Source organism: Yinghuangia aomiensis (genome assembly GCF_039542225.1).
In the GTDB taxonomy this organism is placed as follows: domain Bacteria; phylum Actinomycetota; class Actinomycetes; order Streptomycetales; family Streptomycetaceae; genus Yinghuangia; species Yinghuangia aomiensis.
This window is the reverse complement of sequence record NZ_BAABHS010000018.1, coordinates 1-26,809: the sequence shown is the minus strand read 5'-3', so window position 1 is coordinate 26,809 and position 26,809 is coordinate 1. Positions and strand designations below refer to the sequence as shown.

Genomic DNA, 26,809 nt, shown 5'->3' with positions numbered 1-26,809 from the left:
CGGCGGTGCGTCAGTGCTTGCGCTTGCCGCCGGGGCGGTTGCGCGACGCCCGGCTGCGGTTGGACACCGGCTGGCGCCGGGGTCCGGGGGTGCGGGTGCCGGAGCCCGCGCCGGCGGGCTCGCCGTCGTCGTCCTCGTCCTCGTCGTCCGCGTCGTGGTCCGCTGCGGTGTCCGCGGCGGGCTCGCCGGCCGCGGCCGCCTTCGCGGCGGCCTTGGCCTGCGCGGCCTGGTGCTGCTCGACGCGCTTCTTGAGGGCGCGCATCTCGGGCGTGCGCTCCTTCATGTCCGCGTAGAGCGGCGTCGCGATGAAGATCGACGAGAAGGCGCCGGCCGCGAGGCCGACGAACAGCGACAGCGCGATGTCCTTGAGCATGCCCGCGCCGAGCAGGCCGCCGCCGACGAACAGCAGCGAGCCGACCGGCAGCAGGGCCACGACCGAGGTGTTGATCGACCGGACCAGGGTCTGGTTCAGGCCCCGGTTGGCGGCCGCGCTGAACGTCATCTTGTTCTGCTTGGTGATCGAACGGGTGTTCTCACGCACCGTGTCGAACACGACGACCGTGTCGTAGAGCGAATAACCGAGGATCGTGAGCAGACCGATGACCGTGCCGGGCGTGACCTCGAATCCGACGAGCGCGTACACGCCGACGGTGATGACGATGTCGTGGACCAGCGCGACGAACGCGGCCAGCGCCATTCGCCATTCGAAGGCGACGGTGAGGTAGATCACCACCAGGATCATGAAGATGACCAGGCCTTGCATGGCCTTGTTGGAGATCTCCTTGCCCCAACTGGGGCCGACCAGTTCGCTCTCGATGTTGTTCTGCGAGACGCCGAGCTTGTTGCTCAGCGCGTTCTTGATGTCGTTGAACTTGGCGGTGTCTTTGCTGGCGATCTGGATGCGGACCTTGTCGCCGCCGACCTTCTGCACGATCGGCTCGTGGTCGCCGGTGTACTCGTTGATCGCCTCGTGCGCCTGGGACACGGTGATGCCGGGCTTGGACACGGTGTAGACCGCGCCGCCCTCGAACTCGATGCCCTTGGACAGGCCGCGGCCCAGGAGCCCGCCCACGGCCAGGATGAGGATGAGCGCCGACACGGCGTACCAGCGCTTCTGCCGGCCGACGAAGTCGTACTCCATCTCGCCGGAGTACAGCTTGTGGCCGACGCTCCGCAGGTTGGAGAGGCGTGACATCAGGCCTCCTTGGGTTCGGCGGAGCCGGGGCGGGGGCGGGGGCGCCGGGTCGCGCGGTACGCGAGCTTCGGCGTCTTGGCGCCGAGCCGCTTCGGGTCCAGACCGGACCACGGGTGGCCGGACGCGAAGAACTTCTGGCGCGCCAGGATCACCATCAGCGGCTTGGTGAAGAGGAACACCACGACGATGTCGAGGAGCGTGGTGAGGCCGAGCGTGAACGCGAAGCCCTTGACCTTGCCGACGGACACCCAGTACAGGACCGCGGCGGCGAGGAACGACACGAAGTCGGACACCAGGATGGTGCGGCGGGCGCGCGGCCAGGCCTTGAAGACCGCGGGCTGCAGCGAGCGGCCTTCGCGGACTTCGTCGCGGATGCGTTCGAAGTAGACGATGAACGAGTCCGCGGTGATGCCGATGGCCGCGATGGCGCCGCAGACCGCGGGCAGGTTCAGCGCGAACCCGATGCCGCGGCCGAGGACGCTCATCACGCCGAAGGTCAGGATCGCGGAGACCAGCAGGCTGACGAGGCTGACCACGCCGAGGCCGCGGTAGTAGGCGATCGAGTACACCATCACCAGGAACATGCCGATGGCGCCGGCGATCAGGCCGCCGCGCAGCTGGTCGCTGCCGAGCGCCGCGGAGACCGTGGTGACCTCGCTCTGCTCGAAGGACAGCGGCAGGGCGCCGAACTTGAGGACGTTCGCGAGGTTCTTGGCTTCCTTCTGGCTGAAGCTGCCGGTGATGACGGCCTGGCCGCCCGGAAGCTCCTGCTGCACGCTCGGCGCGACGACGACGGTGCCGTCCAGCTCGACCGCGAAGCGGTTGGTCGGGTACTTGCCGCCCGCCAGGTCGCCGGTGATCCCGGTGAACTTGTTGGTGCCGGAGCCGTCGAACTTGAGCGCGACCTCCCAGCCGCCGGCCTGGCCCTGCGGCGGGAGCTGCGCGTTCGAGGACTTCACGTCGGTGCCGTCGATGGCGGCCGGGCCGAGGATGTACTTCTCGATCGAGCCGTCCTCCGGCTTGGTCTCGCACGCGACCGTCGCCTTGGTCGGGTCGGTGACGTTGCCGATGCCGCGGTTGGCCGGGTTCGAGCAGTCCAGCGCGTCGTACTTGGCCTGCAGCTCGGGGGTGACCCCGAAGGCGCTGAGGTCCTGCGTGGTGGGCTGCTGCTGCTGCGTCGGGTCGGTCGCGGCGCCGCCCGGCGACGTCATGTCGAACGGCGCCGGCGTGGTCGCCCCGCCGGACGGGTTCGGGGCCGGGGTCTCGTCCTTGAGGTTCGGGATGACCCGGCTCTGCGGCTTCGCGGTCGTCGACGACGTCGCGGTGGCCTTGGCCGAACCGGTGGCCGTCGGCGTGGCGCCGCCGGACGGCGGCGCGGACGTGGCCTGGCCCTGCGGCTGGTTCCCGGCCGGGCTGCCCGACGGGCTCGGGGAGCCGCTCGGGCTCTGCGACGCGTTGGGGCTCGGCGACGCGGTGGCCTGCTGGGGGGTGACCGGGAGTCGCTCGGCGGCGAGCACCGGCCGGAAGTAGAGCTTGGCGGTCTGGCCGACCTGCGCGGCGGCTTCCTTCTCGCCCTTCCCCTTGGGGATGTTGATGACGATGTGGTCGCTGCCCTGGGTCTGCACCTCGGCCTCGGACACGCCGAACGCATTGACGCGGTCCCGGATGATCTGGACCGCGGTGTTCATGCTGTCGGCGTTGACCGCGTTCTTGCCGGAGCCCTGGTCGGGCTTCGCCTGGAGCGTCACGCTGGTGCCGCCCGCGAGGTCGATGCCGAGCCGCGGCGTGGTGTCACCGGTTGCGAACATCAGCCCGTAGAGGGCCACGATGATCGCCGCGATGAGGGCCAACGCCCGGCCGGGGTGCCCTCGCGTGCTTGATTTCGGTGCTGCCACCTTCGCCCATCTCCCTGTTGGTGCCGTGCCGGCGTCGGTCGCCGGATCTCGGCACAGCTCCCGAGTCTGTGCCCGGGTGCATCCGTGGCCTGGACATGACTGTATTGCCGACGGCGGCCGCGCGGGCCGCCGCCCACCTCCCGCGTACGGGAGGCCACTGTCGGTGAACCGGCCCTACTACTTGCTGGGCTGTTCGCCGCGGTCGCCGTTCGCCGAGCCGTTCTCCGGCTTCTTGTCCAGGTCGACGCTGTCCCCGTGGTCGTCGGACGCCGCGGCGTGGTCGCCGGCGTCCGCGGAGGCCCCGTCGTGGTCTCCGTCGTGCTCGTCCTCGTGCTCGTCCTCGGCGTCGTCGCCGGTGGTCAGCACGGCGGCGATGGCGCTCTTGAGGTAGCGGCAGTGCACGTCCGGCGCGATCTCCAGGACCACCGTGTCGTCCTCGACCTCGGTGACGGTCGCGAAGAGACCGGCGATCGTGCGGACCTCGGATCCCGGGCGCAGCGACTGCTGCGTCTGGGCCGCCTCCTGCTGACGCTTCTTCGCGGGCTTGATCATGAACAGATAGACCACGACGAAGATGAGCAGAAGTGGCAGAAGGCTGACGATGTTCACGGCGGGAAACGGTTCCTTTCCGGTGCCGCGCGGCGGCTCGGATCATGACGTGCGATCAAGGCCGACGTGTGGCCTCGGCGGAGTCTAGACGGACGGATACACAAGGAACAACGATCGCGCCGCGTATGCGTTCCCCGACGTCACTCGTTCGCCGAGGGGGCCGGGTTCCCGCCGTGTTCCGGCCCGATACCGAAGAGTCCCGGCTGTCCGGTACGCCCCGACTGGCCGCTTGCGGCGTTCTGCGGGGGTACGAGCCCCAGGTGCTTCCAGGCCGCCGCGGTGGCGACCCGGCCGCGGGGCGTGCGGGCGAGCAGGCCGCTGCGCACCAGGAACGGCTCGGCGACTTCCTCGACGGTCTCGGTCTCCTCGCCGACCGCGACCGCGAGCGTCGACAGTCCGACCGGTCCCCCGCCGAACAGGGTAACCAGAGCGTGCAGCACGGAGCGGTCGAGCCGGTCCAGGCCGGAGGCGTCGACCTCGTACACGTCCAGCGCGAGCGAGGCGATCTCCCGGCTGACCCGGCCGTCCGCGCGGACCTGCGCGTAGTCGCGGACCCGGCGCAGCAGGCGGTTGGCGATGCGGGGCGTGCCGCGGGACCGGCCGGCGATTTCGAGGGCGCCGTCGTCGTCGACGGGCACGTCGAGGAGGCGGGCGGAGCGGTGAATCACCCGTTCGAGTTCGGCGGGGCCGTAGAAGTCCATGTGGCCGGTGAAGCCGAAGCGGTCCCGGAGCGGGGGCGGCAGCAGGCCGGCCCGCGTGGTGGCGCCGACCAGGGTGAACGGCGGGAGTTCGAGGGGGATGGCGGTGGCGCCGGGGCCTTTGCCGACGATGATGTCGACGCGGAAGTCCTCCATGGCCATGTAGAGCATTTCCTCGGCGGGCCGCGACATGCGGTGGATCTCGTCGAGGAAGAGGACTTCGCCTTCGGACAGCGAGGACAGGATCGCCGCGAGGTCGCCGGCGTGCTGGATGGCGGGGCCCGAGGTGATGCGGATCGGGACGCCCATCTCGGCGGCGATGATCATCGACAGGGTGGTCTTGCCGAGTCCGGGCGGGCCGGACAGCAGGACGTGGTCGGGGGTGCCGCCGCGGGCGCGGGCCGCGTGCAGGACGAGGGAGAGCTGCTCGCGGACGCGTTCCTGGCCGATGAACTCGTCCAGGCTGCGCGGGCGCAGGGCGGCTTCGACGGCCTGGTCGTCCCCGTCGGCCTCGGCTGTGACCAGGCGGTCACCGTCGTGCGTCATCCGTAGTCGCCCTTTGCGCGGTCGTGTCGGCGGCGGTCGTGTCGGCAGGCGGCCCGCCGCGGCGTGTGCGGTCGTCCCGGCGGCCGCGGCGCCCGCGGGTCATCCTTCCGCACCCGGCCGACATGCGGAAACGGCCGGGCGCGGGGGCGCACTCGGGGCCTGAGTCGCCTGGGTCGCCTGGGTCGCCTGGGTCGCCTGGGTCAACCTGGGCTCACCGGCGGTTGAGGGTGCGCAGTGCGGAGCGCAGGAGCAGGCCGACATCGGGGGTGGCGGCGGCTTCGGCTTCGGGGGCGACCGCGGCGACGGCGTCGTCGGCTTCGCGGGCGGCGTAGCCGAGGCCGACGAGGGCGGCGTGCAGCTGGTCGCGCCAGGAGGCGGAGACGGGGGCGCCGACGCGGGCGGTGCCGGTGGGGGCGCCGAGCCGGTCCTTGAGTTCGATGAGGAGTTTCTGGGCGCCCTTTTTGCCGATGCCGGGGACGGCGGTGAGGGCTTTCTCGTCGCCGCCGGCGACCGCGGCGCGCAGCGCGTCGGGGCTGTGCACGGCGAGCATGGCCTGGGCGAGGCGGGGGCCGACGCCGCTGGCGGTCTGCAGGAGTTCGAAGACGGTGCGCTCGTCGTCGTCGGCGAAGCCGTAGAGGGTGAGCGAGTCTTCGCGGACGACGAGGCTGGTGGCGAGGCGGGCGGGTTCGCCGACCCGGAGGGCGGCGAGCGTGCCGGGGGTGCACAGGACGGCCATGCCGACGCCGCCGACCTCGACGACGGCGAGTTCGGGGGCGAGGGCGGCGACGGTGCCGCTGACGAAGGCAATCACGGGGTCATCCTCGCGTACCGCGCGGCAGGCGCGGGGTCGGCGTGCGGGCGGCGGCGACGGCCGCGGCGAGGCGTCCGGAGGCGCCGCCGCGCCAGATGTGGCAGATGGCGAGCGCGACGGCGTCGGCCGCGTCGGCGGGTTTGGGGGGTGCGTCGAGCCGCAGGATGCGCGCGACCATGGCGCCGATCTGGGCTTTCTCGGCGCGGCCGCTGCCGGTGACGGCGGCTTTGACTTCGCTGGGGGTGTGCAGGGTGACGGGGAGTCCGCGGCGGGCGGCGCACACGATGGCGACCGCGGAGGCTTGCGCGGTGCCCATGACGGTGCGGACGTTGTGCTGGGCGAAGACGCGTTCGACGGCGACGCAGTCCGGTCGGTGCCGGTCGAGCCATTCCTCGATGCCTTGTTCGACGGCGAGGAGACGGGCGTCGATGGGGGCGTCGGCGGGGGTGCGGACGACCCCGGCTTCGACCATGCGCAGCGGTTTGCCGACCCCGCCGTCGACGACGCCGAGCCCGCAGCGGGTCAGCCCGGGGTCGACTCCGAAGACGCGCATGAGGGCCCCCTTGGCTCGGTACGAACACGCATGCGAACATTTGTTCGCCTGCGGCATGACCTTAGCGGACCGGAATGACCCGCACCGCCCGACGCGCCGCGCGCGCTCCCCCGTGAGCCGCGCCACTCCCCGCGCCACCCGGCCTGTGGCGCGGGCCGCCGTCCGTAGACTCGGAAGCCATGGGTCAGGAACGCCGGGACATCGCCACCCGCTCCGACATCGTCGTGCTGCTCGAGGACTTCTACGCGGCCGCCTTCGCCGATCCGCTGCTCGGCCCCGTCTTCGTGGACGTGGCGCGCATGGACTTGGCCGCGCATCTGCCGCGGCTGGCGGACTTCTGGGAGGTCGCGCTGCTCAAGCGCGGCACCTACCAGGGCAACGCGCTGGCGCCGCACCGTGCGCTGCACGCCGTCCACCCGTTGACCGCGGAGCACTTCGACACGTGGCTCGCGCTGTGGACCGCGGCCGTCGAGAACCGTTTCGCCGGTCCGGCGGCGACGCGCGCGGTCGTGCAGGCGGGGCGGGTGGCCGCGGCGATGCGCAAGCGGCTGGACGTGCGAGCCCCGGCGTGGACGGCCGCTCCTGAGGGCCGCCGCATGCTGCCGCTGTCGGGCCACGCAGAGTGACCGTGTCGCGGGGCCCGGCGGGCACGCGCAGTTAAGCTGTGCTCGGCCGGTCAGCCGAGCGGCCGCCGGGCGAGCACCGGGAACGCACCGAGCGGGCCGCTCCGGGCCCCGCGCCGTCGCCGCGGGGCACCGCCGAGCACCGATGAGCACCCAGAAGGACCCACATATGGCGTCACCGTCTACCCCGGTCGCTCCCGAGCGCCCGGATTCCGGCGGCCCGGTGCCCGCGGACCGCGCGGCCCGGCTGCGGGCGCGGGCGGCGGCCGCGCGCGGGAGCTTCGTGACCGCGCTGCGCCCCGCGCTGCCGGCGATCTCCGGGTACCTCGCCGCGCGCGTGGTGAACCTGGTGGTGCTGGCGCTGATGGCGCACGCCGCGCACAAGCCGTTCTGGTCGATGGTGGGCTCGTGGGACGGCAAGTGGTTCCGCGACATCGCCGACTACGGCTACGTCGACAAGCTGCCGGTCTCCCCCGCGGGCAAGCCGTACTGGGTCAACGTCGAGTTCTTCCCCGGCTACCCGTACCTCGTGCGGGTGGTGTCGTCGGTGACCGGGCTCGGCAGCCTGAACGCCGGGATGGTGGTCACGTTCGCGTCGGGCGCGGTGGCCGCGTGGGGCGTGTACGCGCTGGGCCGGGAGCTGACCAAGAGCCACCGCACGGCGACGCTGTTCGCGGTGCTGTGGGGTGTGGCGCCCGGCGCGATGGTGCTGACGATGGTGTACTCCGAGGCGCTGTTCATGGCGTTCGCCTCGTGGGGCCTGCTGGCGATCGTGCGGCGGCAGTGGACCGCGGCGACGGTGCTGTGCATTCTGGCCGGGTTGACCCGCAATACCGCGGTGGCGCTGGTCGCCGCGCTGGGCATCGCCGCGCTTCAGGTGGTGCTGGCGAAGCGCGAGGACGGCACCCGGGTCGGGCTGCTCGCTCCGGAGGCCCGGCGTCCGGTGGTGGCGACGCTGCTGGCGCCGTTGGGCGTGCTCGGGTTCCTGTTCTGGGTGGCCGTGATCGGCCGGCGCTGGGACGCCTGGATGTGGATCCAGGACAAGGCGTTCAACCTGCGCTTCGACTTCGGCGTGAGCACCGTCCAGATGATGAACAAGTACCTCACCCATCTGGGCAAGCCGATCTATGTGGTGACCACGTTCGTGATCATCCTGTCGGTGGCGCTGATGATCTGGTCGTTCCGGGACCGCCGGGTGCCGCTGCCGGTGCACGTGTACGGCGGGCTGGTGATGGTCCTGGCGCTGACCACGAGCAACGGGTGGTTCTTCCAGTCGAAGCCGCGGTTCATGCTGCCGGCGTTCACGATCGTGCTGCCGCTGGCGGTGCTGATGGCGAAGTGGCCGCGTGCGGTGGCCGCGTCGGTGGTGGTCGCGGGCGCGGCGTTCTCCGGCTGGTACGTCGGCTACCTGGTCTACGTCGTCAACACGAACCCGTAGCCCCGCGGGGAATGCGGGACTACGGGTCCGACCGCTCGCTCAGGCGTCGATCTTCTCCATGACCTCGTCGGACACGTCGAAGTTCGCGTAGACGTTCTGCACGTCGTCGGAGTCTTCGAGGGCCTCGATGAGGCGGAAGATCTTGCGGGCGCCGTCCTCGTCGAGTTCGACGGTGACGCTCGGCAGGAAGTTGGCCTCGGCCGAGTCGTAGTCGATGCCCGCCTCCTGGAGCGCGGTGCGCACCGGGATGAGGTCGCCGGCCTCGCTGACCACCTCGAACGCCTCGCCGAGGTCGTTGACCTCTTCGGCGCCCGCGTCGAGCACGGCGCCGAGGACGTCGTCCTCGCTGAGGTCGTTCTTCGGGACGATCACGACGCCCTTGCGGGTGAACATGTACGACACGGAACCCGGGTCGGCCATCGAGCCGCCGTTGCGGGTCATCGCCACGCGCACGTCGGACGCGGCGCGGTTGCGGTTGTCGGTGAGGCACTCGATGAGCACCGCGACGCCGCTCGGGCCGTAGCCCTCGTACGTGATGTTCTGGTAGTCCGCGCCGCCGGCCTCGGCTCCGGAGCCGCGCTTGACCGCGCGGTCGATGTTGTCGTTGGGGACCGAGCTTTTCTTCGCCTTCTGGATGGCGTCGTACAGCGTCGGGTTGCCCGAGATGTCACCGCCGCCGGTCCGCGCCGCCACCTCGATGTTCTTGATGAGCTTGGCGAAGAGCTTTCCGCGCTTGGCGTCGATGACGGCCTTTTTGTGCTTGGTGGTCGCCCACTTTGAGTGGCCGGACATCCGCCTCTACTCCTTCGGGTCACCTACTGATGCGCGCGGCCCGGAGGCCACGGCAAAGATCCTACCGAGCCCGGTGCGTCACACCGCGTCGCGGACCAGGTCCACGAAGTACTCGTGGACGCGGCCGTCGCCGGTCAGCTCGGGGTGGAAGGACGTGGCGACCAGGTTGCCCTGCCGGACGGCCACGACGCGGCCCTCGTGGGGTGCGGATTCCAGGGTGGCGAGCACCTCGACGCCGGCGCCGACGGACTCGACCCAGGGGGCGCGGATGAACACGCCGTGCAGCGGACGGTCAGGCGAAGGAGTGAACGCGATGTCCGCCTCGAACGACTGGTTCTGGCGGCCGAACGCGTTGCGGCGCACCGTCATGTCGATGCCGCCGACCGTCTCCTGGTCGTCGCGGCCGTCGAGGATCTTGTCGGCGAGCATGATCATGCCCGCGCACGACCCGTACACCGGCATGCCGGCCGCGACGCGTTCGCGCAGCGGGCCGAACAGGCCGAAGGAGACGGCGAGTTTCGACATCGTGGTGGACTCGCCGCCGGGGATGACCAGGGCGTCGAGGTCGGCGATCTCCTCGGGGCGGCGCACCGGGCGGGCCAGGGCGCCGGCCTCGGCGAGCGCGACGGCGTGCTCGCGGACGTCGCCTTGCAGGGCGAGGACGCCGATGGTGGGTGAGGACACGTGAAGACCTTTTCGGTGGTGGCACGGGGCCGGGCCCGGCAGCCGTGCGGCGGCCGGGCCCGGGGGGTCCTGCGGGAACTGCGCGTACTGCGGTGCTGCCTGGCGGGTGGTTACCAGCCGCGGCCGGCGTAGCGCTCGGTCTCCGGCAGCGTGTCGATGTTGATGCCGACCATGGCCTCGCCCAGGCCGCGGGAGACCTTGGCGACGATCGCCGGGTCGTCGAAGTGCAGGGTGGCGTCGACGATGGCCTTGGCGCGCTTGGCCGGGTCGCCGGACTTGAAGATGCCGGAGCCGACGAAGACGCCCTCGGCGCCGAGCTGCATCATCATCGCGGCGTCGGCCGGGGTGGCGATGCCGCCCGCGGTGAACATGACGACGGGCAGCTTGCCGAGCGCGGCGACCTCCTTGACCAGCGCGTACGGGGCCTGGAGGTTCTTGGCCGCGACGAACAGCTCGTCCTCGTCCATCGCGCCGAGCTTCTTGATGTCGCCGGAGATGGTGCGCATGTGGCGGGTCGCCTCGACGACGTTGCCGGTGCCGGCCTCGCCCTTCGAGCGGATCATGGCCGCGCCCTCGGCGATACGGCGCAGCGCCTCGCCCAGGTTGGTGGCACCGCACACGAAGGGGGTGGTGAACTTCCACTTGTTGATGTGGTTGGCCTCGTCGGCCGGGGTGAGGACCTCGGACTCGTCGATGTAGTCGACACCGAGGGCCTGGAGGACCTGGGCCTCGACGAAGTGGCCGATGCGGGCCTTGGCCATGACCGGGATCGAGACGGCCTCGATGATGCCGTCGATCATGTCGGGGTCGGACATGCGCGAGACGCCGCCGTCCCGGCGGATGTCGGCGGGGACGCGCTCGAGGGCCATGACGGCGACGGCGCCCGCGTCCTCGGCGATCTTGGCCTGCTCCGGCGTGACCACGTCCATGATCACACCGCCCTTGAGCTGCTCGGCCATGCCGCGCTTGACCAGGTCGGTGCCGGTCTGGGGGGCGGTGCCGTTCGACTCGGGGTTTGCAGGGGTGCTGGACACGTGAGACCTCACACGACGGGAAACGAGGGTACTTGTCCATCGTACGGGTGACATGTACCGGCATTCCGCACCAATCGAGGGGCGAAAAACCGGACCACTTCGCCCGGTCCCCTCAGGCGACCGGGCCGCCGGGCAGCAGCGCGGGCGGTTCCTCGTCGTCCATCTCGAAGGTCACCGGGTAGGGCGCGTGGCCGGCGAGGCGCAGGTAGCGCACCAGGCGGTGGCGGCGGACGGCGCGGGCCGCCCGGACCGCGTCGTTGTGGAAGCGCCGCGCCATGGGCACCCGGCGGACGGCGGTGCGGAGTTCCCCGACGAGTTCCTCGCCGCCCAGCCGGCCGCGCAAGTCCTCGACCTGGCCGGGGTCTTCGAACACGAGGCGGAGGGCCCGGGTGAGTTCGCTCTCGGCCATCTCGCGGTCCTCCTCGACGGCGCCGCGGGCATCGTGTGCGGCGCCGGCGAGGACGAGCGAGCTGGCCGGGTCGAGCAGGCCGGACGTGGCGACTTCCAGGGCGATCGAGGCGCGCCGGACGAGCTGGGCGTCGAGGGCGGCGCGGGTGGAGTCGACGCGGGCGTGCAGCCGGTCGAGGCGTCCGGCGGTCCAGCTGAGGTAGACGCCGATCGCCACGACGGCGATGACGATCCAGACGATGGTCATCATGGGCTACTCCGCGGGCGGCACGGTTCGGGCGGGGCCGCGTTCGGCGGCCGGCGGGGCGTAGCCGGCGGCGCCGTCGGTGACGGTCTCGTAGACGCCGAGGATGTCCGCGCCGACGGTGGCCCAGTCGTAGCGGCGCACGTGGCGGGTGCCGATCTCGCGGAGCCGGGCGCGGCTCTCCGGGTCGCGCAGCAGCGCGATGGCGGCGTCGGCGAGGGCTCCGGCGTCCTCGACGGGGAACAGTTCGCCGGCCCGGCCGCCGTCCAGGACCTGGCGGAAGGCGTCGAGGTCGGCGGCGAGCACGGGCGCCCCGGCGGACATGGCCTCGACGAGGATGATGCCGAAGCTCTCGCCGCCGGTGTTGGGGGCGGCGTACACGTCGACGCTGCGCAGCAGCCGGGCCTTGTCGTGGTCGCTGACCATGCCGAGGAATTCGACTTGGCCGCGGACGTCGGCGGGGAGTCCTTCGGCGGCTTCCTCGGCGTCGCCGCGTCCGGCGACCAGGAGGCGGACGCCGGGGAAGGCGGCGGCGATGCGCGGGAAGGCTTCGAGGAGGACGGGCAGGCCTTTGCGGGGCTCGTCGATGCGGCCGATGAAGCCGAGCGTGGGCGCCTCGGGGGTGCCCTGCCAGTCCGGAAGGGGTTCGGCGTCGGCGAAGAACCCGACGTCGACGCCGTTGGGGATGACGACGGCGTCGCCGCCGAGGTGTTCGACGAGGGTGCGGCGGGCGTACTCGCTGACCGCGATCCGGGCGCTGATCTTCTCCAGCGCGGTCTGCAGGATCGGGTACGCGGCGATCATCGCGCGCGAGCGGGGGTTCGACGTGTGGAAGGTCGCGACGACCGGCCCGGACGCCGACCAGCAGGCGAGCAGCGACAGGCTGGGGGTGGCGGGCTCGTGGATGTGCAGGACGTCGAACTCGCCGTCGTGGATCCAGCGGCGGACCCGGGCCGCGGACAGGAAGCCGAAGTTGAGGCGGGCGACGGAGCCGTTGTAGCGGATGGGGACGGCGCGGCCGGCGCTGACCACGTACGGCGGCAGCGGGGTGTCGTCGTCGGCGGGGGCGAGCACGGACACGTCGTGGCCGCGGTCGATGAGCCAGTTCGCGAGGTCGCGGACGTGGTACTGGACACCGCCGGGGACGTCCCACGAGTAGGGGCAGACGATGCCGATCCTCACGCGGCGCCGCCTTCGATGCGGGCGCGGCGGGCGGCGTCGAGGTCGGACAGCCACAGCCGCTGGAGCATGTGCCAGTCCTCGGGGTTGCCGCGGATCCCGTCGGCGAACGCGTCGGCGACGCCTTGCGTCATCGCGGCGATCTTGGCCTTGCGGTCGCCGTCGGCGGGGATCTCCACCACCGGGTGCAGTGTCGCGTGGATGCCGGACTTCTTGCGGTACGCGAGGGTGACCGGGATGAGCGCGGCGCCGGTCTGCAGCGACAGGGCGGCGGGCCCGGCGGGCATGCGGGTCTCTTCGCCGAAGAAGTCGACGGGGATGCCGCTGCGGGTCAGGTCGCGGTCGGCGAGCAGGCAGATCAGGCGGCCTTGCCGCAGGCGGCGGGCGAGGGTGCCGAAGGTGTTGCCGTCGCCGCCGGTCAGTGGCAGGACTTCCATGCCGAGCGACTGGCGGTATTCGAGGAACCGCTCGTACAGCGACTCGGGCTTGAGCCGCTCGGCGACCGTGGTGAAGGGGTAGCCGCGCACGGTGATGGACGCTCCGGCGAGGTCCCAGTTGCCCATGTGCGGCAGCGCGAAGATGACGCCTTTGCCGAGCGCGGAGGCCTTCTCCAGCCGGTCGTAGTGCGCGATCGACATGCCGTCCACGATGGCGTCGCGCTTCCACACCGGCAGCCGGAAGGCCTCTTGGAAGTACCGCAGGTACGAGCGCATGCCCTGCCGGGACACCCGCCGGATCGCCGCGTCGTCCGCGTCCGGCAGCACCCTCCGCAGGTTCGCTTCGAGTTGGCGGACCCCGCCGCCGTGGCGCCACCACACGAAGTCGGCGGCGGCGGTGAAGGCGCCTCGGGCGACCGGTTCCGGCAGCCGCTTGACCATCGCCCAGCCCAGGCCGAACCCCGCGTCGACCAGGCGCTGCTTCACGCCGTTCCACCGCCTTCCGGGGCCGGCTCGGGACGGCCCATGGTCAGGCCGTCGGCTTCCTTGCGCACCGCGATCATGCGCTGGAACACGGTGACGAAGCTACCGACTGCGATGGCCCACAAGGCCACTTCCTGGATGTACGGCACGCCGAGTCCGTCCAGTCCGGTGGCGACAAGTACGCCGACCAGGCGTTCGGCGCGTTCCACGAGTCCGGACACGTCGCACTTGAGGCCGAGGCTCTCGGCGCGCGCCTTCGTGTAGGACACGACCTGGCCGGACGCGAGGCAGAACACGCACAGCACGGTCAGGCGCAAGTTGTCGCCGTCGCCCGCGAACCACACCGCCAGCGCACCGAAGATCGCCGCGTCGGCGACCCGGTCGAGGGTGGAGTCGAGGAACGCGCCCCACTTGGTGGAGCGGCCGAGCTGGCGGGCCATGTTGCCGTCCACCAGGTCGGAGAAGATGAACGCGGTGATCACGAGCGTTCCGACGAAAAACCATCCGAACGGGAAGAACGCGATGGCTCCCGCGACCACGCCGAGCGTCCCGATGAGGGTGACCGTGTCGGGACTGACCCCCTTGCGGACGAGAAAGCTCGCGAACGGTGTGAGCACGCTGGTGAAGAAAGCGCGTGCGTATTTGTTGAGCATCGCCTTCCCGAAGGATCGCTGGGGACCGCGGCCGCGATTCTCCCGGGGTCTCCCCCTCGGGACCCCACACCGCGACCGCCCGGTCACGCCATCGTACTGACGCCGCCGGATGGGGGTGTCCCCGCGTCACGCGGGCGTGCCGGATCCGCCGCGCGGGCAGGGGGACGGAGACTGGCGGAGACTGGAAGAACGTGCCTTGTGCTCTTGTGCTCGGCCCGCTTTGGGCGGAAAGCTGCCGTGAGGAACCGGATGTGCGGACGTGAAGCGCCGAGCGACCGGCCTTTCCCCGCGCCTCCTCCACGCACAGCTCCCCCACTGACGACTCGGATGACTCCGATGACGCGGATGACTCCGATGGCTTCGAGGCAAGACCCGACACAGAGGAGGTGAGGGCATTGGCGGACAAGTCTGGTGGAGCAACCGGGGCCGCCGGTGCAGGTCCGGCGGTGGACGGCCCGGGTAGCGTCCGCAACGTCGTCCTGGTCGGCCACACGGGCGCGGGGAAAACGACGCTCGTCGAGTCCCTGCTCGTCGCGACCGGAACCATCTCGCGCCCCGGTCGCGTCGAGGACGGAACCACGGTGTCGGACTTCGACGACATCGAGCACCGGCAGCACCGCTCGGTGTCGCTGTCCCTCGCCCCCGTCGAGTTCGGCGGCGTCAAGATCAACCTTCTGGACACCCCCGGCTACGCGGACTTCGTCGGCGACCTGCGGGCCGGCCTGCGCGCCGCGGACGCGGCGCTGTTCGTGGTGTCCGCCGCGGACGGCGTCGACGGGTCGACGCGCATGCTGTGGGACGAATGCGCCGCGGTCGGCATGCCGCGCGCGATCGTGGTCACCAAGCTCGACTCGGCGCGTGCCGACTTCGACGAGATGACCGCGATCTGCCAGCGCGTGTTCGGCGACGGCGACAGCGACCGGGTGCTCCCGCTGTATCTGCCGCTGCACGACGACGACGGCGGCGTGGCCGGCCTGCTCGGCCTGCTCACCAAACGCGTGTACGACTACAGCTCGGGCAGCCGCGAAACCCGCGACCCCGATCCCGAGCACCTGCCGCTCATCGACGAGGCCCGCAACCGGCTCATCGAGGCCGTCATCGCGGAAAGCGAAGACGAGACCCTCATGGACCGCTACCTCGGCGGCGAGGAGATCGACGTCGACACGCTCGTCACCGACCTGGAGACCGCCGTCGCACGCGGCAGCTTCTACCCGGTGCTCGCGTCGTCCACGGCCAACGGCCTCGGCACCGTCGAACTCCTCGAAGGCATCGTGCGTGCCTGCCCCTCCCCGCCGGAGCACGACGTCCCCGCGGTCACCACACCCGAAGGCAAGCCCCACGCGCCACTGACCTGCGACCCGGAAGGCCCGCTCGTCGCCGAGGTCGTCAAGACCACCTCCGACCCGTACGTCGGCCGCATCTCGCTGGTCCGGGTCTTCTCCGGCACCCTGCGCCCGGACATGACCGTGCACGTGTCCGGGCACGGCCTGGCCGACCGCGGCCACGAGGACCACGATGTCGACGAGAAGGTCGGCGCGCTGTCGTCGCCGCTCGGCAAGACCCAGCGGCAGCTCGGCAAGGGCATCGCGGGCGACGTCGTCGCCGTCGCGAAGCTCACCCGCGCCGAGACCGGCGACACGCTGTCCGACAAGGACACGCCGCTGCTCATGGAGCCGTGGGTCATGCCGGACCCGCTGCTGCCGGTCGCGATCGAGGCACACAGCAAGGCGGACGAGGACAAGCTGTCCCAGGGCCTGTCCCGGCTGGTCGCCGAAGACCCCACGCTCCGGCTGGAACACAACCCCGACACACGGCAGTTGGTGCTGTGGTGCATGGGCGAGGCACACGTCGATGTGCTCCTCGACCGGCTGCGCAGCCGCTACGGCGTCGCCGTCGACGCGGTGCCGCACAAGGTGTCGCTGCGCGAGACGTTCGCGGCGAAGGCGCCCGGGCGCGGCCGGCACGTGAAGCAGTCCGGCGGGCACGGCCAGTTCGCGGTGTGCGAGATCGAAGTGGAGCCGTTGGAGAACGGCGCCGGATTCGAGTTCGTCGACAAGGTGTACGGCGGCTCGGTCCCCCGGCAGTTCATCCCGTCGGTGGAGAAGGGCGTGCGCGCCCAGATGGCCAAGGGCGTGGCGGCCGGCTATCCGGTCGTCGACCTGCGCGTGACGCTGGTGGACGGCAAGGCCCACTCGGTCGACTCGTCCGACATGGCGTTCCAGATGGCCGGCGCACTCGCGCTGCGCGAGGCCGCCGCGGCGGCGGAGGTGCATCTGCTGGAACCGGTGTCGGACGTGCAGATCATCGTGTCCGACGAGTACGTGGGCTCCATCATGAGCGACCTGTCGTCCCGCCGCGGCCGCGTGGTCGGCACCGAACCGGTCGGCACCGGGCGGACGCTGGTCCGCGCGGAAGTGCCCGAGATCGAGATCAGCCGGTACGCGATCGACCTGCGTTCGCTGTCGCACGGCACCGGCGAGTTCAGCCGGGCGTACGTGCGCCACGAGCCGATGCCGACGCATATGGCGGCGAAGGTGAAGGCGAACGGCCACGGCGCCTGACCGCTGCTTTGCCCCCGCAGGTGTCCGGTCGGCCCCGTCGGCGGTCCGGCCGGGCACCTGCGCTACTTCCGGTTCTCCGCGACGAGTTCGGACACGGTGGTGAACTCGTAGCCCTTGGCGCGCAGCCCGCTGATCATGTCGGGCAGGCCCTTCAGCGCCACCAGGCGGTCCTGGGGGCCGGTGTCGTGGGCGAGGAGGATCGTGCCGGGCAGGACCGAGTCGACGATGTAGGTGACGAGGCCCGGAGGGTTGTTCACGTACTCCGACTCGACCATCTGGAGCGACCACAGCGTCACGTCGTAGCCGAGGTCGGCGGCGGCCAGGAGCGTCGTGCCGCCGAGGTGGCCGTAGGGCGGGCGCATTTGCGTGGGCTCGCGGCCGGTGACCTTCTCGATGGCGTCGTGCGCGCGGGCTATGGCGTCGTGCGCGGCGTCGACGCCCATCGTCGCGAGGTTCTTGTGGGCCCACGTGTGGTTGCCGAACTCGTGGCGTGCCGTGCGGCCTTCCAAAATGCGCGCGTTGTCGAGGACGCGGCGGCCGACCAGGAAGAACGTGGCCGGAACGTCGGCCTTCTCCAGGGTGTCGAGGACCATCGGCGTCCACTGCGGCATCGGCCCGTCGTCGAACGTCAGCGCGACGAGCTTCTTCTCGGTGTCGACGTTCCAGTGGACGTCGACGTGTCCGTGCTTGGGCGGGTGGTGCCGGTCCGGGTGCGTGGCAGGGCCGTTCGCCGGGAACTTGTGGTCGTCGGCCAGGGCCGTGCGGTCCACCGTGGCGGCCGCCGCGGCACCGACGACGCCGCCCGCGCCGACCATCGACAAGTCCCGCAGGAATCTGCGGCGCGAACGCTTGGCCGCGCCGTCCCCGCGTCCTGCGCCGTCTCCGCCGTCCGCGGCCGACTCGGCCGTGCGGTCCGTCGGTTGGTCCTTGGCTCGGTCCTCTGGTCGGTCCACTACCCGTTTCCCCTGGTGGTCCGCCGGTCGGTCGTCCCGCGGACCGGCACGCCCGGTTGGGGGCGCGGCCTCAGCGTAGCCGGGTGCGGTCGGCGGCCCGACCACCCAGGCGTCATACTTGGTGATCGTCTGACGATTCGCGGCCCGCCGCCAAACCGGTCCAACGCTGAGGAGGTCGCGATGCGGATCCGCACGCCGCACCGGCCCCTCTGGTTCACGGCCGTGCTGTTCGGGGTCGCCCTGTGCATCACCCTCGTCGCCGCACTCCGCAGCCCCGCCGACCCCCCGCGGCCCGGCACCCGCCCGCTGCTCCTCGGCGGCGTCGCCGACGACCGCGCCGCACCGGGCGGCGTCGCCGAACGCCCGCCGAACGCCGCACCGCGCCGGCACACCGCCGAGGAACAGGCCTGGCTCGCCGCCGGCACGGTGCCCGGCAGCACCCCGGCGCAGCGCGAGATGGCCGGCCAGGCACTCGTCGACCTGCGCGTCCTGACCGGCGACGACGGCGCCGTCGCGGCCGCCTGGCACGGCATCTGGAAGTACGTGTGGCCGCGCGACGCCGCCTGGGCCGCGGCCGCCTACACGGTCACCGGACACGGCGACGACGCCGCCCAAGTGCTGCGCCACCTCGCCGGACTGCAGCGCCCCGACGGCACCTGGGAAGCCCGCTACCGGCTCGACGGCGGCAAGGTCGGCGACGGCCGCGCCGCCCAGCTCGACGCCGACGGCTGGATGCCGTGGGCGACCTGGTTCTGGTACGTGCGTCAGCGCCCGGACGACCCCGGGGTCCGCGGCACCCTCGCCGCGCTGTGGCCCGCCGTCCGCACCGCCGCCGACAAGGCCGCGGACTCGCTCGGCCGCGACGGCCTGCCGCCGGCCGCGCCCGACTACTGGGAGACCCGCACCGACCAGCAGACCCTCGGCACCGCCGCGCCGCTGCTCGCGGGCCTGCGCGGTGCCGCCGACCTGGCCCGCCGCACCGGCGCGGCCGCCGAGGCGCAGCGCTGGTCGAGCGCCGCCGAGCGTCTCGCCGGAGCGGTACGCAAACGTTTCGGCACCCACGGGTACAACCGGACGCCGTCGGAGCGGAGCGGCGCCGACGCGGCCGTGGTGTGGCTGGGCCCGCCGTTCGCCGCGCCGGACCCCGGGGTGGCCGCGGCGGCGGCCCGGACCGCGCACGAACTCACGCTGCCCAACGGGGGGATCCTGCCGGGGAAGGCGTGGCGCGGCGACCCGCATGCGGCGTGGACGCCGGAGACGGCCGGTTTCGCGCTGTACGCCGCGGCGTCCGGCGACCGGGCGGGCGCGGACGCGTACCTCGACTGGCTGGCGGCGCACCGCACCGCGGCCGGGTCGCTGCCGGAGAAGGTCGACGTGCACGGGCAGCCCGCGTCCGTCGCGCCGCTGGCGTGGACCGCGGCGACGGTGCTGCTGGCGCTGACCGCGCAGGAGCAGCCGCTGCCGGTGCCGCCGGGCTGACCGGTCGTCAACCCGTCAGCACGTCAACCCGTCGGCACGTCGGCCCGTGGAGGAGCCGGTCGGTCAGCTGTGGTGGGCGCCCGGGCGGCGGTCCGCGGGCAGGGCGCAGGCGGGGGTGCCGCCGGGGAGCTTGTAGCGGTTCTCGGCGATGAGGCGGTAGACCGCGGCCGCGGTCTTGTCGACGCCGGGGAGCTGGAGCACCGCGCCGGGCAGCGTCCAGGGGCCGCGTTCGAAGGCCAGGAGCTTGGCGAACGCCTCGGCGCCGCCGTACACGTCCCCGATCGGGGTGACCAGCAGGACTTCGTGCTGGGCTCGTTCCGCGGTCACGCCGAGTTCGTCGAGGTCGGCGAACTGCCAGGCGACGACCTCGACATCGGGGCCGATGAGGCGCTCCAGGACCTGGACGGACTTCGTGCAGAAGCCGCAGTCGCCGTCGTAGACGAGGACGGGGCGCTGTTCCGCCGGTGCGTGTGCTGCCGTCGCTGCCATTGCTTCCTGCCTTCACCGCCGGCCCGGACGCCGGCGCGGTCGGGTGTCGCGGCCGTTGTGGCCCTGCGTGCCGCGTGCTGCGTGGGTAGGCCGGGTGCTCAGTCGACCGGCCACGCGTCGGCGATCATCGCGCGCGTGTCGGCCAGCAGCTGCGGGAGCACCTTGGTGTGTCCCACGACCGGCATGAAGTTGGTGTCGCCGCCCCAGCGCGGGACCAGGTGCTGGTGCAGGTGTGCGGCGATGCCCGCGCCCGCGACGTGGCCCTGGTTCATGCCGATGTTGAAGCCTTGCGCGCCGGACGCCTTGCGCAGCGCGGTCATCGCGCGCTTGGTGAAGTCGGCGAGTTCGGCCGTCTCCGGCTCGTCGAGGTCCGTGTAGTCGGCGACGTGGCGGTACGGCACGACCATCAGGTGGCCGCCGTTGTACGGGTACAGGTTGAGCACCGCATAGACGCTCTCGCCGCGCTGCACGATCAGCCCGTCGGTGTCGCTCATCGTGGGGATCTCGCAGAACGGGCAGCCGTCCGCGGCCGCGGGGCCGCTGGGCTTGCCCTCACCCTTGATGTAGGCCATCCGGTGCGGAGTCCACAGGCGCTGGAACGCATCCGGTTCGCCTACCCCGTTCTGGATCTCCGGCTCGCTCGTCATGGGGGAAATCCTATGCCGCCCCGCCGTCACGCCCCGCGCACGGGTCGGCCGCCGACCGGGCGCCCGCAACGCCGCGGGCCGGGCGCCCCGTGCGGGGTGCCCGGCCCGGTGTCCGGCGGGTGGCGCGGTCCGGATCAGACCTGGACGCGGTCCGCGACGGCCTTCGCGATCTCGGCGACCGCGTCGTCGACCGGGATGCCGTTCTTCTGCTCGCCGTTGCGGTAGCGGAACGACACCGCGCCCTGCGACACGTCCTCGTCGCCGGCCAGCAGCATGTACGGGATCTTGGACTTCTGCGCGTTGCGGATCTTCTTCTGCATGCGGTCGTCCGACATGTCGACCTCGACGCGGATGCCCTGCGCCCGCAGCTTCGCCGCGACCTCCTGGAGGTACGGCACGTGCGCGTCGGTGATCGGGATGCCGACCACCTGCACCGGGGCCAGCCACGCCGGGAACGCGCCCGCGTAGTGCTCCAGCAGCACCGCGAAGAACCGCTCGATCGAGCCGAACAGCGCGCGGTGGATCATCACCGGGCGCTGCCGGGTGCCGTCCGAGCCCTGGTACTCCAGGTCGAACCGCTGCGGCAGCTGGAAGTCGACCTGGATGGTCGACATCTGCCAGGTGCGGCCGATCGCGTCCTTGGCCTGGACGGAGATCTTCGGGCCGTAGAACGCCGCGCCGCCCGGGTCCATGACCAGGTCGAGGCTCTGCTTCTCGGCGGCCGCGCGCAGCGTCTCGGTGGCTTCCTCCCAGTCCTCGTCGGACCCGATGTACTTCTCCGGGTCCTTCGTGGACAGTTCGAGATAGAAGTCGTCGAGGCCGTAGTCGCGCAGCAGGTTCAGCACGAAGGTCAGCAGCGAGTCCAGCTCGCCCGCCATCTGCTCCTTGGTGCAGTAGATGTGCGCGTCGTCCTGGGTGAAGCCGCGGGCCCGGGTCAGGCCGTGCACGACACCCGACTTCTCGTACCGGTACACCGTGCCGAACTCGAACAGCCGCAGCGGGAGTTCCCGGTAGGAACGGCCGCGGGCCCGGTAGATCAGGTTGTGCATCGGGCAGTTCATCGGCTTGAGGTAGTAGTCGACGCCCTCGTCGAGCTGCATGGGCGGGTACATGCCGTCGGCGTACCAGTCCAGGTGCCCGGAGAGCTCGAACAGCTTCCCCTTGGTGGCATGCGGCGTGTAGACGAACTCGTAGCCGGCCTCCTCGTGGCGGCGGCGCGAGTAGTCCTCCATGACGCGGCGGATGATGCCGCCCTTGGGGTGGAAGACCGCGAGGCCGGAGCCGATCTCCTCGGGGATGGAGAACAGGTCCAGCTCGTTGCCGAGCTTGCGGTGGTCGCGCTTCTCGGCCTCCTCGAGGAAGCTCAGGTGCGCCTTGAGGGCGTCCTTGCTCGGCCACGCGGTGCCGTAGATCCGCTGCAGCTGCTTGTTCTTCTCGCTGCCGCGCCAGTAGGCGGCGGCGCTGCGCATGAGCCGGAACGCCGGGATGTTGCGGGTCGTCGGCAGGTGCGGGCCCCGGCAGAGGTCCTTCCAGCACAGGTCGCCGGTCTTGGCGTCCAGGTTGTCGTAGATCGTCAGCTCGCCGGCGCCGACCTCGACGTTCGCGCCGTCGTCGCTGGACGCGGACCCCTTGAGGCCGATCAGCTCCAGCTTGTACGGCTCCGCGGCCAGTTCCGTGCGGGCGTCGTCGTCGGCGACGACCCGGCGGGAGAACCGCTGGCCCTGCTTGACGATCTCCTGCATCTTCTTCTCGATGCGCTTGAGGTCGTCCGGGGTGAACGGGGTCTCGACGTCGAAGTCGTAGTAGAACCCGTCCTTGATGGGCGGGCCGATGCCCAGCTTGGCCTCGGGGAACAGCTCCTGCACGGCCTGCGCCATCACGTGCGCGGCCGAGTGGCGCAGGATGTTGAGGCCGTCCTCGGAGTCCATCGCGACGGGCTCGACCTCGTCGCCGTCCACGACGACGTACGCAAGGTCCTTCAGCCGGCCCGCGACCCGCGCGGCCACCACCGAGCGGTCGCCGCCGAACAACTCGGCGGCCGTCGTCCCCGTGGCCACCAAGCGCTCTTCCCGCTCCGGGTCGCGTTTGATGATCACTCGGGCGTCGGACACAGCCTTCTCCTGACTCATGATGTGAACGGATGCGCCTCCGATGCTATCGGGGCGCGGGAGGAAGACGCGCTGCCCGGGCGAGGACCGGACCCGCCCGTCGACAAACCCTCGAGGTCGCGCACGTCGACGACGCCCTCGGTCCGGTACTGCGCGAGCGCGACCCGGGCGATCAGCGCGTCCGGTGACGCGGCACCGAGCGCGAGCAGCAGCACCGCGCCGGGCGTCCGCCGGACCAGCCGCTCTCGGCCCCCCACCCGTGCCGGTCGTTCGTGCCCGGCACCGCGGACGGCCCCTCCGGCCGTCCGTCCCCAGGCGGACGCCGACTGGATTGCCTCCCGACCGCCCGCCTGCTGGGATGCCGTCATGGGTCCGGGCACTGCGTCGGAAGGGGCTCCGATGGCCGACATGGCCGCGTTCCGTGCCGCCGTGGCCGCATGGGCGGCCGGTGCCCCCGGCGACGACGCGGCCCGCACGATCGCCGCGGGCCCGCCGATCCGGACGACGGTCCTGCTCGAAGGCCCCAGTGACGTCGCCGCGGTCGAGGCGCTGGCGACGAGCCGCGGACGGGATCTGCCCGGCGACGGAATCTGCGTCCTGGCGATGGGCGGCGCGATGAGCGTCGGCCGCTTCGCCCGGTTTCTCGGCCCGAACGGGCTCGGCCTGCATCTCACCGGCCTGTGCGACGAGCGGGAACGCGACTTCTACGTCCGCGGCTGGGCCGGTGCCGGAGCCGACGTCCGGGACTTCTTCGTCTGCAGAGCCGACCTCGAGGACGAGCTGATCCGCGCGCTCGGCGTCGGCCGGGTGACCGAGCTGATCGCCGCGGAAGGCGACCTGCGGGCCCTGGAGACCTTCCTCCAGCAGCCCGCGCAGCGCACCCGCCCCGCCCCGCAGCAGCTCCGGCGTTTCCTCGGCACCAAGAAGGGCCGCAAGATCCACTACGGGCGCGTCCTCGCCGCCGCGCTGCCCCCCGACCGGGTCCCCGCCCCGCTCGCCGGCCTGTTCGCCGTGCTCTGACGCGCGGGACCGCCCACGGCCGCGCAAGACCCGGTCGCCCGTTTTGGCGGCATCGCCACGGATCGTGTCCCGATCGCGCAAGGAGTTACGCCTTTGCGGCCGTGAAATATCCCTCCCGGGGCTTACACGGTCACCCGTTCGGGTGAGAATGGGGCCCGTGACGCATCGGACGGACTTCGTGGCCGCATCGCTGCGGCCCGCCGTTCGGGTGTTGGCCGTGGCGTTGTTCGTGCTCGCCGCCGTGACGGGCGGGGCCTTCCCCGCGCACGCGGAGCGCGCCGCCGCGCCGCCGCCGGTCGCGCCGTTCACCGGGCCGATCGCCTGCCCGTACCACGTCAGCGGCCCGCACGAGCCGCAAGGCGGCAGCGGAGGCTGCGGCGGCGAGGTCCGGGTGTGCCAGGTGTCCACAGTGCCGCCGCTGCCGCCGGTCATGGATGTGCCGGACGGCTCGTTCGTGCCGCCGTGGCTGGTCGACCCGGACGGTTCCGGTCCCGCCCTCGGCGCCGCGCCCAGCGCGGTGTTCCGCAACCTGCACGACCTCTGCGTCAGTCGGACCTGACCGGCGTTCCGCGCACCCCTGGCACGTCCCGGGGCGAGTGCGCGTGCCCGCAGACCACCGACACATCACGGATGACTTTCCCCGGAGGGGATCATGGCGCCGCAGTCCGGCACCTCGAAGAAGCAGAACAAGGCCGCGAAGAACGCGAAGATGACGGCCGCCCGCCAGCGGGTGGCCGAGCAGCGGGAACGCGACCGGAAGGCCGCCAAGCGGCGTTCGATCCTGATCGGCGGCACCGCCGCCGTGGTCGCGGCCGGTGTCGTCGCCGGCTTGGCCGCGGTCGTGATGACGTCCGACGACGGCAAGAGCGGCAACAACCTGTCGGGCAACATCACCGCCGACGTCTCGGCGGCCCCGAACATCAGCAGCCCGATCGAGGGCGTGTCGACGTACACGGCGTCGCAGGGCCACGAGCCGAACAAGAACATCACCTACAAGCAGACCCCGCCGGTCGGCGGCCAGCACGACCCGGTGTGGCAGAACTGCGGCATCTACAGCCAGCCGATCCAGGACCGCAACGGCGTCCACTCGATGGAGCACGGCGCGGTCTGGATCACCTACAACCCGTCGCTGCCCGCCGACCAGGTCGCGAAGCTGCAGACCAAGGCGCGCACCGACTTCATGCTGCTGAGCCCGCACGACGGCATGTCGACGCCGATCACGGTCACCTCGTGGGGCTTCCAGCTCAAGGTCGACAACCCCGACGACCCGCGGATCGACGCGTTCATCAAGCAGTACCGGGTCAACAAGCAGACGACGCCGGAGTACGGCGCCGCGTGCACCGGCGGGATCGGGAAGCCGGAGTGAACCGCCGGATGAAGGCGGCCGCGCTCGTCGCGACCGCGGTGCTCGGTCTGCCCGCACTCGCCGCATGCTCGTCCGACGACGGCGGCAAGACGCCGGCCGCGACGGGCTCCCCCGTCATGCTGGGCGTGCCGAAGGCCGAGGTCGCCAACCCGCCGTCGGACACCTCCGTGGACGCGGGCTTCGCGCGCGACATGAAGGTGCACCACACGCAGGCCGTGGAAATGAGCATGATCGTCCGCGACCTGACGCAGGACGAGGAGACGCGGCGGCTGGCGTACGACATCGCCATGACGCAGCAGAACCAGATCGGCCAGATGACCGGCTGGCTCGACCTGTGGGGCCTGACCCAGACGACGATGGCGCCGCCCATGCAGTGGATGAGCCAGCAGGGCATGACCGCGATGATGGGCGACCACACGATGCCGATGGGGACGCCGGGTCCGGACGACCCGCTGATGCCCGGCATGGCGACCAAGGCGGAGCTGGAGAAGCTCAAGACGCTCAAGGGCCGCGAGGCCGAGGTGATGTTCCTGCAGCTGATGATCAAGCACCACCAGGCGGGTGTGCAGATGGCGCAGGACGCCCTCGACCACGCGCAGTCGCAGGTGGCGAAGGATCTCGCCAAGACGATGGTCGTCGGCCAGAACTCGGAGATCGACCTGATGCGCCAGATGCTGGCGGCCCGCGGCGCCTGACGCGGACACCTGTCGGGGCCGGATGCGCACCGCGTATCCGGCCCCCGGCCTTTCCGGGGGCTCTTCCGGCGGTACGGTCAGCCGATTTCGGCCGCGGCTTCGGCCGGTTCCGCGGCGGCTTCCAGCCGACGCTGCCGCACGGCGCGGACCAAGCGCGCGGGTATGCCGACCAGCAACGGCACCGACGCCCCGAGCGCCATGCCGCAGCCCGCGACCACCAGCGGGCTGTCGTGCACGAACTGGCCGGCGAGCGCGCCGAGGGTGAGCGCGTACGACATCGATATACAGGCACCCACCAGCGTGGCGGCCCGGAAGTCCCGCGGCGGGTAACCCACCCGTCCCGCAAGGATGTTCACCGCGGTCCGACCACCGGGCAGGAACCGTGCCGCCACCAACGCGGCCATCCCGCCGCGGTTGAGGGCACTCTCCGCAAGATCGAAGGCCTTCTGCCGCCGCGGCCCGAGGGTCATGTCCCCGCCCCGGCGGAGCTTCGCCCGGCCCACCGCGTACGCGCACTGGTCGCCGACGAAGGCACCCATGGCAGCCAGCAGCAGCACGAGGGCGAGATAGCCGAAGTGGTCGCGTCCGACCGCCGCGGCGGCCATGACGAGTTCGTCGCCGGGGATGATCGGGACCACGGAGTCCGCACAGACGATGAGCGGCAGTACGAACCAGAGCCAAGGCGAGAACAGTAGGCCTGTTCCGGCCGCGGTCACGGGGTGCCTCCGGTCGACCGGTTGGTGCCGGTTAGGTCGATGTCGGTGTCGGTCACCGACCGATCATCGCGCGTCGCCCCACCCACCCCGACAGCGGGTCCCGCCTCGGCACTCACACGACTCCCCACGAGCCGATGCCCGAAACCCCAGGTGAACGCCCCTCCACACCCGAGCACCCAACGAACTGGACACCCCAGCAACCCGAAAGCCCACGCCCCCCATCCTCACCACGGGAAGCAAGACAAGAGGACACACCCCCAAACCCCACCCGCATCCGAGCCCACCGCCAAGAGCCGAGGCAAGGGCGCAGCCCCAAACCCCATCCAGCTCCGGACCCACCAGAAAGCGAGGGCAAGAGGCGCAGCCCCACCTCCTAATGATGTTGTCAAGCCGCTGCTGTGACCGGGAGTCCGCGTTGGAAGCACTGTCCGTCGCGAATCAGCGCCCACAGGACGTTGACTCTCCGGCGAGCCAGGGCCAGGACAGCCTGGGT

General features: G+C 71.6%; 27 protein-coding genes. 8 read left to right on the top strand and 19 right to left on the bottom strand.

Annotated elements, in window-relative coordinates:
* Positions 1-10: 10 nt before the first annotated feature.
* The 6 genes from secF to ruvC all read right to left on the bottom strand — a co-directional run bounded on the left by secF (position 11) and on the right by ruvC (position 6,307).
* A complete protein-coding gene (gene secF, locus ABEA93_RS24360) occupies positions 11-1,195 on the bottom strand; it encodes a protein translocase subunit SecF (RefSeq protein WP_345677867.1) in 1,185 nt (394 codons plus the stop codon).
* Entirely contained in the window at positions 1,195-3,090 is a 1,896-nt protein-coding gene (gene secD, locus ABEA93_RS24355) for a protein translocase subunit SecD (protein ID WP_345677866.1), read from the bottom strand. The genes secF and secD overlap by 1 nt, the downstream gene beginning before the upstream one ends.
* Positions 3,091-3,267: 177 nt before the next feature.
* Positions 3,268-3,699, bottom strand: a complete 432-nt coding sequence (gene yajC, locus ABEA93_RS24350) for a preprotein translocase subunit YajC (RefSeq protein ID WP_345677865.1) — start codon at positions 3,697-3,699, stop codon at positions 3,268-3,270.
* A 140-nt stretch (positions 3,700-3,839) separates the two neighbouring features.
* A complete protein-coding gene (gene ruvB, locus ABEA93_RS24345) occupies positions 3,840-4,943 on the bottom strand; it encodes a Holliday junction branch migration DNA helicase RuvB (protein WP_345677864.1) in 1,104 nt (367 codons plus the stop codon).
* 211 nt (positions 4,944-5,154) lie between these two features.
* Positions 5,155-5,754, bottom strand: a complete 600-nt coding sequence (ruvA, locus tag ABEA93_RS24340; protein ID WP_345677863.1) for a Holliday junction branch migration protein RuvA — start codon at positions 5,752-5,754, stop codon at positions 5,155-5,157.
* 4 nt (positions 5,755-5,758) lie between these two features.
* The gene (gene ruvC / locus ABEA93_RS24335; protein WP_345677862.1) at positions 5,759-6,307 is read right to left on the bottom strand and encodes a crossover junction endodeoxyribonuclease RuvC; all 549 of its coding nucleotides are present in this window, start codon (positions 6,305-6,307) and stop codon (positions 5,759-5,761) included.
* 179 nt (positions 6,308-6,486) lie between these two features.
* Here ruvC and ABEA93_RS24330 point away from each other — a divergent pair, with 179 nt between their 5' ends.
* The gene (locus ABEA93_RS24330; protein WP_345677861.1) at positions 6,487-6,933 is read left to right on the top strand and encodes a group III truncated hemoglobin; all 447 of its coding nucleotides are present in this window, start codon (positions 6,487-6,489) and stop codon (positions 6,931-6,933) included.
* 166 nt (positions 6,934-7,099) lie between these two features.
* Positions 7,100-8,368, top strand: a complete 1,269-nt coding sequence (locus ABEA93_RS24325) for a mannosyltransferase family protein (RefSeq protein WP_345677860.1) — start codon at positions 7,100-7,102, stop codon at positions 8,366-8,368.
* A 39-nt stretch (positions 8,369-8,407) separates the two neighbouring features.
* Here ABEA93_RS24325 and ABEA93_RS24320 read toward each other — a convergent pair whose 3' ends face one another.
* The 7 genes from ABEA93_RS24320 to pgsA form a co-directional block, all read right to left on the bottom strand.
* On the bottom strand, positions 8,408-9,160 hold the full coding sequence (locus tag ABEA93_RS24320) for a YebC/PmpR family DNA-binding transcriptional regulator (RefSeq protein ID WP_345677859.1): 753 nt from the start codon (positions 9,158-9,160) through the stop codon (positions 8,408-8,410).
* Positions 9,161-9,238: 78 nt separating this feature from the next.
* A complete protein-coding gene (gene pdxT / locus ABEA93_RS24315; RefSeq protein WP_345677858.1) occupies positions 9,239-9,844 on the bottom strand; it encodes a pyridoxal 5'-phosphate synthase glutaminase subunit PdxT in 606 nt (201 codons plus the stop codon).
* A gap of 110 nt (positions 9,845-9,954) precedes the next feature.
* On the bottom strand, positions 9,955-10,878 hold the full coding sequence (gene pdxS / locus ABEA93_RS24310; protein WP_345677857.1) for a pyridoxal 5'-phosphate synthase lyase subunit PdxS: 924 nt from the start codon (positions 10,876-10,878) through the stop codon (positions 9,955-9,957).
* Positions 10,879-10,990: 112 nt separating this feature from the next.
* Positions 10,991-11,536, bottom strand: a complete 546-nt coding sequence (locus ABEA93_RS24305; RefSeq protein WP_345677856.1) for a hypothetical protein — start codon at positions 11,534-11,536, stop codon at positions 10,991-10,993.
* A gap of 3 nt (positions 11,537-11,539) precedes the next feature.
* Entirely contained in the window at positions 11,540-12,712 is a 1,173-nt protein-coding gene (locus tag ABEA93_RS24300) for a glycosyltransferase family 4 protein (RefSeq protein WP_345677855.1), read from the bottom strand.
* On the bottom strand, positions 12,709-13,632 hold the full coding sequence (locus ABEA93_RS24295) for a phosphatidylinositol mannoside acyltransferase (protein WP_345677854.1): 924 nt from the start codon (positions 13,630-13,632) through the stop codon (positions 12,709-12,711). Before ABEA93_RS24295 ends, ABEA93_RS24300 begins: the two co-directional genes overlap by 4 nt.
* Complete coding sequence (pgsA, locus tag ABEA93_RS24290; RefSeq protein WP_345677853.1) at positions 13,629-14,282, bottom strand: phosphatidylinositol phosphate synthase; 654 nt, start codon at positions 14,280-14,282, stop codon at positions 13,629-13,631. Before pgsA ends, ABEA93_RS24295 begins: the two co-directional genes overlap by 4 nt.
* A 395-nt stretch (positions 14,283-14,677) precedes the next feature.
* On the opposite strand from pgsA, the gene ABEA93_RS24285 reads away from it, so the two are divergent.
* Positions 14,678-16,843: an elongation factor G-like protein EF-G2 gene (locus tag ABEA93_RS24285; protein ID WP_345677852.1), complete on the top strand. Its 2,166-nt coding sequence runs from the start codon at positions 14,678-14,680 to the stop codon at positions 16,841-16,843.
* Between the two features lie 62 nt (positions 16,844-16,905).
* Here the strand turns inward: ABEA93_RS24285 and ABEA93_RS24280 are convergent, their stop codons facing one another.
* Positions 16,906-17,796 carry a polysaccharide deacetylase family protein gene (locus ABEA93_RS24280; RefSeq protein ID WP_345677851.1) on the bottom strand — a complete coding sequence of 297 codons (891 nt, stop codon included), beginning with the start codon at positions 17,794-17,796 and terminating at the stop codon, positions 16,906-16,908.
* A 180-nt stretch (positions 17,797-17,976) separates the two neighbouring features.
* On the opposite strand from ABEA93_RS24280, the gene ABEA93_RS24275 reads away from it, so the two are divergent.
* On the top strand, positions 17,977-19,275 hold the full coding sequence (locus ABEA93_RS24275; protein WP_345677850.1) for a glycoside hydrolase family 15 protein: 1,299 nt from the start codon (positions 17,977-17,979) through the stop codon (positions 19,273-19,275).
* Positions 19,276-19,338: 63 nt separating this feature from the next.
* On the opposite strand, the gene ABEA93_RS24270 is transcribed toward ABEA93_RS24275, so the two are convergent.
* The 4 genes from ABEA93_RS24270 to ABEA93_RS24255 form a co-directional block, all read right to left on the bottom strand.
* Entirely contained in the window at positions 19,339-19,764 is a 426-nt protein-coding gene (locus ABEA93_RS24270; protein WP_345677849.1) for a thiol-disulfide oxidoreductase DCC family protein, read from the bottom strand.
* Between the two features lie 98 nt (positions 19,765-19,862).
* Positions 19,863-20,411, bottom strand: coding sequence for an HIT family protein (locus ABEA93_RS24265; protein ID WP_345677847.1), 549 nt, complete (start codon positions 20,409-20,411; stop codon positions 19,863-19,865).
* 134 nt (positions 20,412-20,545) lie between these two features.
* A complete protein-coding gene (gene thrS, locus ABEA93_RS24260) occupies positions 20,546-22,522 on the bottom strand; it encodes a threonine--tRNA ligase (protein WP_345677846.1) in 1,977 nt (658 codons plus the stop codon).
* A gap of 14 nt (positions 22,523-22,536) precedes the next feature.
* Positions 22,537-22,776, bottom strand: a complete 240-nt coding sequence (locus tag ABEA93_RS24255) for a hypothetical protein (protein ID WP_345677845.1) — start codon at positions 22,774-22,776, stop codon at positions 22,537-22,539.
* Positions 22,777-22,918: 142 nt separating this feature from the next.
* Here ABEA93_RS24255 and ABEA93_RS24250 point away from each other — a divergent pair, with 142 nt between their 5' ends.
* The 4 genes from ABEA93_RS24250 (at position 22,919) to ABEA93_RS24235 (ending at position 25,600) form a co-directional block, all read left to right on the top strand.
* Positions 22,919-23,539, top strand: coding sequence for a TOPRIM nucleotidyl transferase/hydrolase domain-containing protein (locus tag ABEA93_RS24250; RefSeq protein WP_345677844.1), 621 nt, complete (start codon positions 22,919-22,921; stop codon positions 23,537-23,539).
* A 157-nt stretch (positions 23,540-23,696) separates the two neighbouring features.
* Entirely contained in the window at positions 23,697-24,098 is a 402-nt protein-coding gene (locus ABEA93_RS24245) for a hypothetical protein (protein ID WP_345677843.1), read from the top strand.
* A gap of 93 nt (positions 24,099-24,191) precedes the next feature.
* Entirely contained in the window at positions 24,192-24,905 is a 714-nt protein-coding gene (locus ABEA93_RS24240; protein ID WP_345677842.1) for a thioredoxin-like domain-containing protein, read from the top strand.
* 8 nt (positions 24,906-24,913) lie between these two features.
* The gene (locus tag ABEA93_RS24235) at positions 24,914-25,600 is read left to right on the top strand and encodes a DUF305 domain-containing protein (RefSeq protein ID WP_425585082.1); all 687 of its coding nucleotides are present in this window, start codon (positions 24,914-24,916) and stop codon (positions 25,598-25,600) included.
* A gap of 77 nt (positions 25,601-25,677) precedes the next feature.
* On the opposite strand, the gene ABEA93_RS24230 is transcribed toward ABEA93_RS24235, so the two are convergent.
* Positions 25,678-26,316: a DedA family protein gene (locus ABEA93_RS24230; RefSeq protein WP_345677840.1), complete on the bottom strand. Its 639-nt coding sequence runs from the start codon at positions 26,314-26,316 to the stop codon at positions 25,678-25,680.
* Positions 26,317-26,809 lie beyond the last annotated feature (493 nt).